8 protein-coding genes and 1 riboswitch are annotated in these 6,675 nt (G+C 63.7%); of the genes, 4 read left to right on the top strand and 4 right to left on the bottom strand.

What is annotated here, in order from left to right:
- Window positions 1-300 precede the first annotated feature (300 nt).
- Together nadB and VA599_RS24050 are read left to right on the top strand one after the other, a co-directional pair.
- Window positions 301-1,890, top strand: coding sequence for an L-aspartate oxidase (nadB, locus tag VA599_RS24055; RefSeq protein ID WP_429839002.1), 1,590 nt, complete (start codon window positions 301-303; stop codon window positions 1,888-1,890).
- 346 nt (window positions 1,891-2,236) lie between these two features.
- Entirely contained in the window at window positions 2,237-3,316 is a 1,080-nt protein-coding gene (locus tag VA599_RS24050; RefSeq protein ID WP_346791010.1) for a chitosanase, read from the top strand.
- Window positions 3,317-3,373: 57 nt separating this feature from the next.
- Here the strand turns inward: VA599_RS24050 and VA599_RS24045 are convergent, their stop codons facing one another.
- The 3 genes from VA599_RS24045 to VA599_RS24035 form a co-directional block, all read right to left on the bottom strand.
- Window positions 3,374-3,811 (bottom strand): DUF411 domain-containing protein, encoded by a 438-nt coding sequence (locus tag VA599_RS24045; RefSeq protein WP_021478471.1) that lies wholly within the window; start codon window positions 3,809-3,811, stop codon window positions 3,374-3,376.
- Window positions 3,812-3,869: 58 nt separating this feature from the next.
- A complete protein-coding gene (locus tag VA599_RS24040) occupies window positions 3,870-4,223 on the bottom strand; it encodes a hypothetical protein (protein ID WP_346791008.1) in 354 nt (117 codons plus the stop codon).
- A gap of 67 nt (window positions 4,224-4,290) precedes the next feature.
- Window positions 4,291-4,860 carry a histidine phosphatase family protein gene (locus tag VA599_RS24035; protein WP_346791007.1) on the bottom strand — a complete coding sequence of 190 codons (570 nt, stop codon included), beginning with the start codon at window positions 4,858-4,860 and terminating at the stop codon, window positions 4,291-4,293.
- A gap of 55 nt (window positions 4,861-4,915) precedes the next feature.
- A riboswitch (adenosylcobalamin (AdoCbl) riboswitch) is annotated at window positions 4,916-5,077 on the top strand.
- Between the two features lie 2 nt (window positions 5,078-5,079).
- Between VA599_RS24035 and VA599_RS24030 the strand changes: the two genes are divergently transcribed.
- Both VA599_RS24030 and VA599_RS24025 read left to right on the top strand, forming a co-directional pair.
- Window positions 5,080-5,292, top strand: coding sequence for a CbtB domain-containing protein (locus tag VA599_RS24030; RefSeq protein WP_021478474.1), 213 nt, complete (start codon window positions 5,080-5,082; stop codon window positions 5,290-5,292).
- Between the two features lie 13 nt (window positions 5,293-5,305).
- The gene (locus tag VA599_RS24025) at window positions 5,306-6,049 is read left to right on the top strand and encodes a CbtA family protein (protein ID WP_346791005.1); all 744 of its coding nucleotides are present in this window, start codon (window positions 5,306-5,308) and stop codon (window positions 6,047-6,049) included.
- Between the two features lie 92 nt (window positions 6,050-6,141).
- Here VA599_RS24025 and VA599_RS24020 read toward each other — a convergent pair whose 3' ends face one another.
- Window positions 6,142-6,414: a hypothetical protein gene (locus VA599_RS24020; RefSeq protein WP_346791003.1), complete on the bottom strand. Its 273-nt coding sequence runs from the start codon at window positions 6,412-6,414 to the stop codon at window positions 6,142-6,144.
- Between the last annotated feature and the right edge of the window lie 261 nt (window positions 6,415-6,675).

Genomic DNA, 6,675 nt, shown 5'->3' with positions numbered 1-6,675 from the left:
CGTTTCCGCTGTTTCGTTCGCTGCGTCAGCTGAGGAGGCGAACTATACGCCCGGGCCCCACACCCGTCAACACCTTTTGCGAGAAAAAATGAACTTTCTTCGGCCGATACGCGCAAGATATTGATTTGCAAGAAAAGAGGCCGGGAAGAATTTCAGACCGGCTCCCATTGCGGCAAGAAAACCGCCACAGTCGAACCTGGCTGGCCACCAGAAATACGGCGGCGGCTACGCGCAGACAGGCGATTCTGCTACGCTCCCATGCGTTTGGCACGCGATGTGCCTGCCGTGGACACTCTATATATGCTCAAATTCGATGTTCTGATTATCGGCAGCGGCCTGGCCGGCATGACGCTGGCGCTGCACCTGGCGGAAAAACGCAAGGTGGGCCTGATCACCAAACGCGATCTGCTGGAAGGCAGCTCCACTTATGCCCAGGGCGGCATCGCCGCCGTGCTGGATACCGACGACTCGGTGGAGGATCACATCCGCGACACGCTGATCGCCGGCGCCGGGCTGTGCAATGAAGACACCACCCGCTTCATCGTCGAACACTCCAAGGAAGCGATCGACTGGCTGATCGAGCTGGGCGTACCCTTCACCCGCGACGACGAGCATCAGACCGGTTATCACCTGACGCGCGAAGGCGGCCATAGCCACCGCCGCATCATCCACGCCGCCGACGCCACCGGCGCCGCGGTGACCACCACGCTGGGCCAGAAGATCAAGGCGCATCCGAACATCACCGAGCTGGAGCACTATATAGCGATAGACCTGATCACTTCGCAGAAGCTGGGCCAGGACGGCAAGCGCGCCTACGGCGTATACGCGCTGGACAAGAACAGCGACGAAGTCGTCACCATCGCCGCCCAGCACACCATCCTGGCATCCGGCGGCGCGGGCAAGGTCTACCTCTATACCACCAATCCGGATACCGCCACCGGCGACGGCATCGCGATGGGCTGGCGCGCCGGCTGCCGCGTCGGCAATATGGAATTCATGCAGTTCCATCCCACCTGCCTCTACCACCCGCATGCCAAATCCTTCCTGATCACCGAAGCCGTGCGCGGCGAAGGCGGCATTCTGAAGCTGCCGGACGGCACCCGCTTCATGCCGCAGCACGACCCGCGCGGCGAGCTGGCCCCCCGCGACGTGGTGGCCCGCGCCATCGACTTCGAAATGAAGAAGCACGGCCTGGACTGCGTCTATCTGGACATCTCTTATAAGCCGGCGCAATTCATCAAGGAACACTTCCCCAATATCTACGCCCACTGCCTGGAGTTGGGCATAGACATCACCCAGCAGCCGATACCGGTGGTGCCAGCGGTGCACTTCACCTGCGGCGGCATCGTCACCGACCTAGCCGGCCGCACCGACGTGGCCGGACTGTACGCGGTGGGCGAAGTGGCCCATACCGGCCTGCACGGCGCCAACCGACTGGCCAGCAACTCGCTGCTGGAGTGCCTGGTGATAGGCAAGGCGGCAGCGGCCGACATCCAGGCGCTGGACGCCATCAAATTGCCGGCGATTCCGGCCTGGGACGACAGCCGCGTCACCGACCCGGATGAAGAAGTGGTGATTTCGCACAACTGGGAAGAGCTGCGCCGCGCGATGTGGGACTACGTCGGCATCGTCCGCACCAACAAGCGGCTGGAGCGCGCGCTGCACCGCATAGACCTGCTGAGAGGCGAGATCGACGAGTATTACAGCAACTTCCACGTCAGCAATGACCTGATCGAGCTGCGCAATCTGGTGCAAACCGCTGAACTGATTGTCCGCTCCGCTCTGCTGCGCAAGGAAAGCCGCGGCTTGCATTACAGCCGCGACTATCCGGACCTGCTGCCCGAAGCGGCGGAAACCGTGCTGACGCCCGAGACCCCGCGCGGCGACTGATCTTCCCCGCTCTTCCCAAAAGCCGCCAACTGGCGGCTTTTTTCATGCCCGCCAACTCGTACAGACATCAAAACAACACATTGACATTATTTATGATTGTAAATAACTCAATTTGAGTTATTCGCGCTTATCATGGCCCCGCGCGCAACTCGATGCCATGCGGCCGCCCAAGGCGTCTGCGCCATCGGGCCAAGCCGGTTACACGCGATGCGGCCGACGACAATGCCGCTCGCCAGCGCGCGGCATTTCTCGAACCGCTCAACGCCCCGCGCATGCCGCGCATCATTTCAGCTGTTTCATCAGGAAGCGTCTCTTAGGCAATACCACCTAGACAGGGAGAAGACCCATGAAATACGCAGCAAAACGCCTATCCTTCCCATCAGCCATCCTGGCCGGGCTCGCCCTCCTCGCCGCCGGCTGCGCTGCCGCCCAGGGCTCCACTGCCGGCGGCGCCGAGAAGCAAGCAAGCCGCCAGCCCGACTGCGCCGCCGCCTGGAGCCCCGCCACGCCCTATATGGCCGGCAGCGTCGCCAGCCGCGGCGGCGTCAATTACACCGCCGCCTTCTGGACCCAGGGCAACGCGCCGGAACAGGGCCAGGCCTGGCAGGCCGGCAAGCGTTGTCGTCCCGCGGCCCAAGCCAAAGCCGCCGACCACGACGCCAACTTCCCGCCCAACACGCTGAAATTCCTGAAGGCCAACACCGGCCTGGATGGCGAGCAGTGGGACAACATCATGAAACTGGTCAACAAGCCGGAGCAGGACTCTCTGGAATGGACCAAGTTCTACGGTTACTGCGAGGACATCAAAGACAAGCGCGGCTACACGATAGGGATTTTCGGCGCCACCACCGGCGGCTCCAATGACGAAGGTCCGGATGGCCCGACGCTGTTCAAGGAATTCGACGCCTCCAGCGGCGCATCCAATCCGTCCATCGCCGGCGGTCTGGCCCGCGCCGGCGTGCACGGCAGCATGCAGGGCAAGATCCTGAAGATCAGCGACAGCGCCAAGGTGTTCTGCGACAAGATAGGCGGCCTGCAAAACAATCCCGCCTGGCGCGACGCGATGTGGAACACCTTCTACAAGGTATACATCCAGTACAGCGTGCAACAGGCCCGCCAACGCGGCTTCTCCAGCGCGCTGACCATAGGCTCCTTCGTCGACACCGCGCTGAACCAAGGTGCCGCCGGCGATTCCGGCACGCTGCAGGGCCTGCTGTCCCGCTCCGGCAACAGCAGCGACGAAAAAACCTTCATGACCGCCTTCTACGCCCAGCGCAGCAAGATCGTCGACACCAACCACTACAACCAGCCGCCCAATGGCAAAAACCGCGTCAAACAATGGAGCACGCTGTTGAACCAGGGCGAGACCGATCTGAAAAACGCCGACGCCGCGGTGCAGAAAGTGACTGACTGGGAAATGAAGTAAGGGTAGGCCGAACCGCGCGCGCCATTGAAACCGGCGCGCGCGGTTTTCTTTCAACGCTTAAAAACGGCCGTACAACACGCCGGTCTTCTGGTCCGCCGACATCGCATACACCGGCAGCGTGCCGGGCTTGGTCTCGCCCATCCCGGGCGAATTCAGCGGCATGCCGGGCACAGCGATGCCGACCAGCTTGCTGTTGCCAGCCAACAGCCGCTTGATGGCGGCAGCCGGCACATGGCCTTCCACCACGTAGCGGCCGACCTTGGCGGTATGGCAGCTGCCCATGCCCGGCGTCACGCCGAGCTGGCTTTTCACCTGCTGCATATCGTCGCGGTTGACGGCGGAAACCGAGAAGCCATTCTGTTTCAGATAGGCGATGTAAGCCTCGCAGCAGCCGCAGCTCGGGCTCTTGTAGACGGTGACGGGAACGGCGGCCAGAACGGATGCGCTGGCGGCGGCCAACGCGGATGCGAACAGAAAATGACGCAACGGGGACATGATGTCCTCCTTTAGATGGATGTCCAGATCGATTGCGCGCGGCAGCGCGCGGGAAGATTCAGATCCGGGCAAACTCGGGAGGACGCAACGGCGGCGGCAAGACCGGGCCAGGGAACAGGACCGGCTGCGCCGCGATCCTCACGCCGCAGCAAGCCAGAGCGGCCACACCGGGCAAAGACGCCTTGATGAACAGCGGCAGGCAGGCCTGCGCGCAGCCAGTAGAACCGCAAGCGGCCGCGCCATTCCCCTCCGCATGCTTCGCGGATGGCTTGGCGGCCATCCCGGCGCAATCCCGCGGCGCGCTCATCGCCGCGCACGCTTCGGACGACGGCACGCCGGTCAACGGCGCATGCGCCGCCGCCATCCCGAACAGGGACAGCTGCAGCACGATCAGCAACAGGATGCGGCGCAAGACTCTCATTCCGCGACGATACCATGCCTGACGGCGCGGCAAGCGAACGCAGATCAAATCCGCCTCATCATGCGGAGTCATCGCCCCCCAGGCGCAAGCGCCACAGATCCCGATGCCGGGACAATTCGATCCGGGCCAGCGGCGCGACGTCGATCTGCCGATACGCTGGCGGCGGCAAATCCAGCGCTCGCAGCAGCATCGCCTTGATGGCGCTGGCGTGGGCGATGACCAGAACGTGGCCGGCCGGCCAGCGGAAATGCTCGAACCAATGGCCGACGCGCTCGAGCATCGCCAGCAGCGACTCCCCCTCCGGCGCCGGACATCCCGGGTCAGACAGCCATGCGTTCAAGGCTTCCGGCTCCGCCGCCGCGACCGCCTTCAACGGCAGGCCGCGCCAACGGCCATGATCCGCCTCCCGCAACGCCACGGCCTCCTCCGCCGCGCGTCCCAGCGCGTCGGCGGTCTGCCGGGCGCACCGCTCCGGGCTGCGAAGCGCCAGGTCGGCCAGCCCCAGCGAACCGGCCAGGCGCGCCGCCCGCTCCAGCGCTTCCGGCTCCAGTGGATCATCCGCCGGGAAATGGCCGGCGCGCAGCGCGCGGGTCGCCGGCACGCACAGCAGGGTGATACGAGTCGTCATGCTCTTGGCTCTCCGTCAAAACGCTCTGAAGTTCTTTGACATTTTCTCTCGGCTCTCTAGAATCCACATCGTCTCGATGCGAGGAAGCCGGTGTGAATCCGGCACGGTCGCGCCACTGTGTATCAGCCTGATCCGCCATGCGGACAGGCATGAAAAGTCAGGCCTTCGCATCCAGCCAACCATCCGTTTCAGGACGCGTCATCCTCAAGGAGATATATCATGCATGCAAGCCCCGTCTTGGCGCCGGCGATCCAGCCCGTGTCCCTCCCCATTCGCCAACTGCTGCCCTGGGCAGTCTTCGGCGGCATTCTGATGCTGCTGGCGATCTACTTCGTCGGCGTGGAGGAAGGCGCCGCCGCCATCTTCAACAGCATGTATGTGCACGAGTTCGTCCACGACGGCCGCCACCTGCTGGGCTTCCCCTGCCACTAAGGAGACGCCGGACATGGTGAGAAGTCTTTTGATCCGCGGCATGATCGCGGGCTTTCTGGCCAGCCTGCTGGCTTTCGGCTTCGCCAAGATCGTCGGCGAGCCCCAGATCGAGAGCGCGATCGCCTTCGAAGAAAAAATGGAAATGGCGAAAAGCGGCGGACACCAGCACGATGAAATGCCGGAACTGGTCAGCCGCGGCGTCCAGTCCGGCATCGGCCTGTTCGTCGGCGTCGGCGTGTTCGGCACCGCCGTGGGCGGCCTGTTCGCGCTGGCGTTCGCCTTCATCTACGGCCGCATCGGCGCGCTGCGCGCCCGCGCGCTGTCGGCGCTGATGGCCCTGATGGGCTTCATCTCGTTCGCGCTGGTGCCCTTCCTCAAATATCCGCCCAATCCGCCGGCGGTGGGCGACCCCGGCACCATAGGCTCCCGCACCGCGTTGTTTTTCGCGATGATAGCCGTGTCGCTGGCGGCGCTCGCCATCGCGGTGTTCCTGGCCCGCCAGCTGATCTCCCGCTTCGGAACTTGGGATGCGACGCTGATCGCCGGCGCGGCCTTCATCGCGCTGGTGATCATCGCCCAGTCGCTGCTGCCCGAAGTGAACGAAATCCCCGAGCAATTCTCCGCCGTGTTGTTGTGGCGCTTCCGGATGGCGTCGTTCGGCATCCAGGCGATACTGTGGGCTGGGCTGGGCGTGGCATTCGGCAGCCTGGTGGAACGGCTGCTGGAAGATCGCCGCGGGGCGTTTCAGATCAATTGAACAAAAACGATCCCACTCCCGACACCCTCGCCTCGGCGGTGGTGTTTTGTTTCAGCAACCGCTCGATCAGCGCCGCCCGGCCGGCGGATGAATCAATGCGCAGCCCGCTTCGCTTCTTCTGCCGCCAGCTTATGCTGAGCCTGCCGGTCTCCGTGCTGCGCCTCCTTGGCGGTCTGGGCCACGGTTTCCGCAGCCTCTTGCAAAGCCCGCGCCGCATTGCTGATAGTCACCTTGTCCTGCACCACGAGCTGGGCAGGCTGCGCCTGGACTTGCGCTTGCGGCGCAGATGCGGCGTCTTGCGCCGATGCGGCCGGAGGAGGCGCCGCTGTTTGAGAAGCCGGAGTGGAAACGGAGGCGATCATCATGGTGTGTCTCCCGAAAGGATTCGAACGCGCAACGGCGCGATGCGGGACGCACGCGCAGCATCATGCCATTTCAACCTAGCAGCCCAGACTTAGCCCAGACTTAGACCCGCTAACAAAACCTCTTGATGCCAGATGCGTATGCCCTCATCTGGCGAAGATGCAACGAAAAGTCGTCAGCCAGAAGCTGGTCTGTCCCGGCCCCCGTGGACAGCGAGTTAAGCACTAAGCTCTGAACGACGGCGTTCGAACTCAACTGGGGTC

Source organism: Chromobacterium indicum, assembly GCF_039708975.1.
GTDB classification, from domain to species: Bacteria; Pseudomonadota; Gammaproteobacteria; order Burkholderiales; family Chromobacteriaceae; genus Chromobacterium; species Chromobacterium piscinae.
The sequence above is the reverse complement of the archived record's forward strand: the minus strand, read 5'-3'. Positions and strand labels throughout refer to the sequence as shown.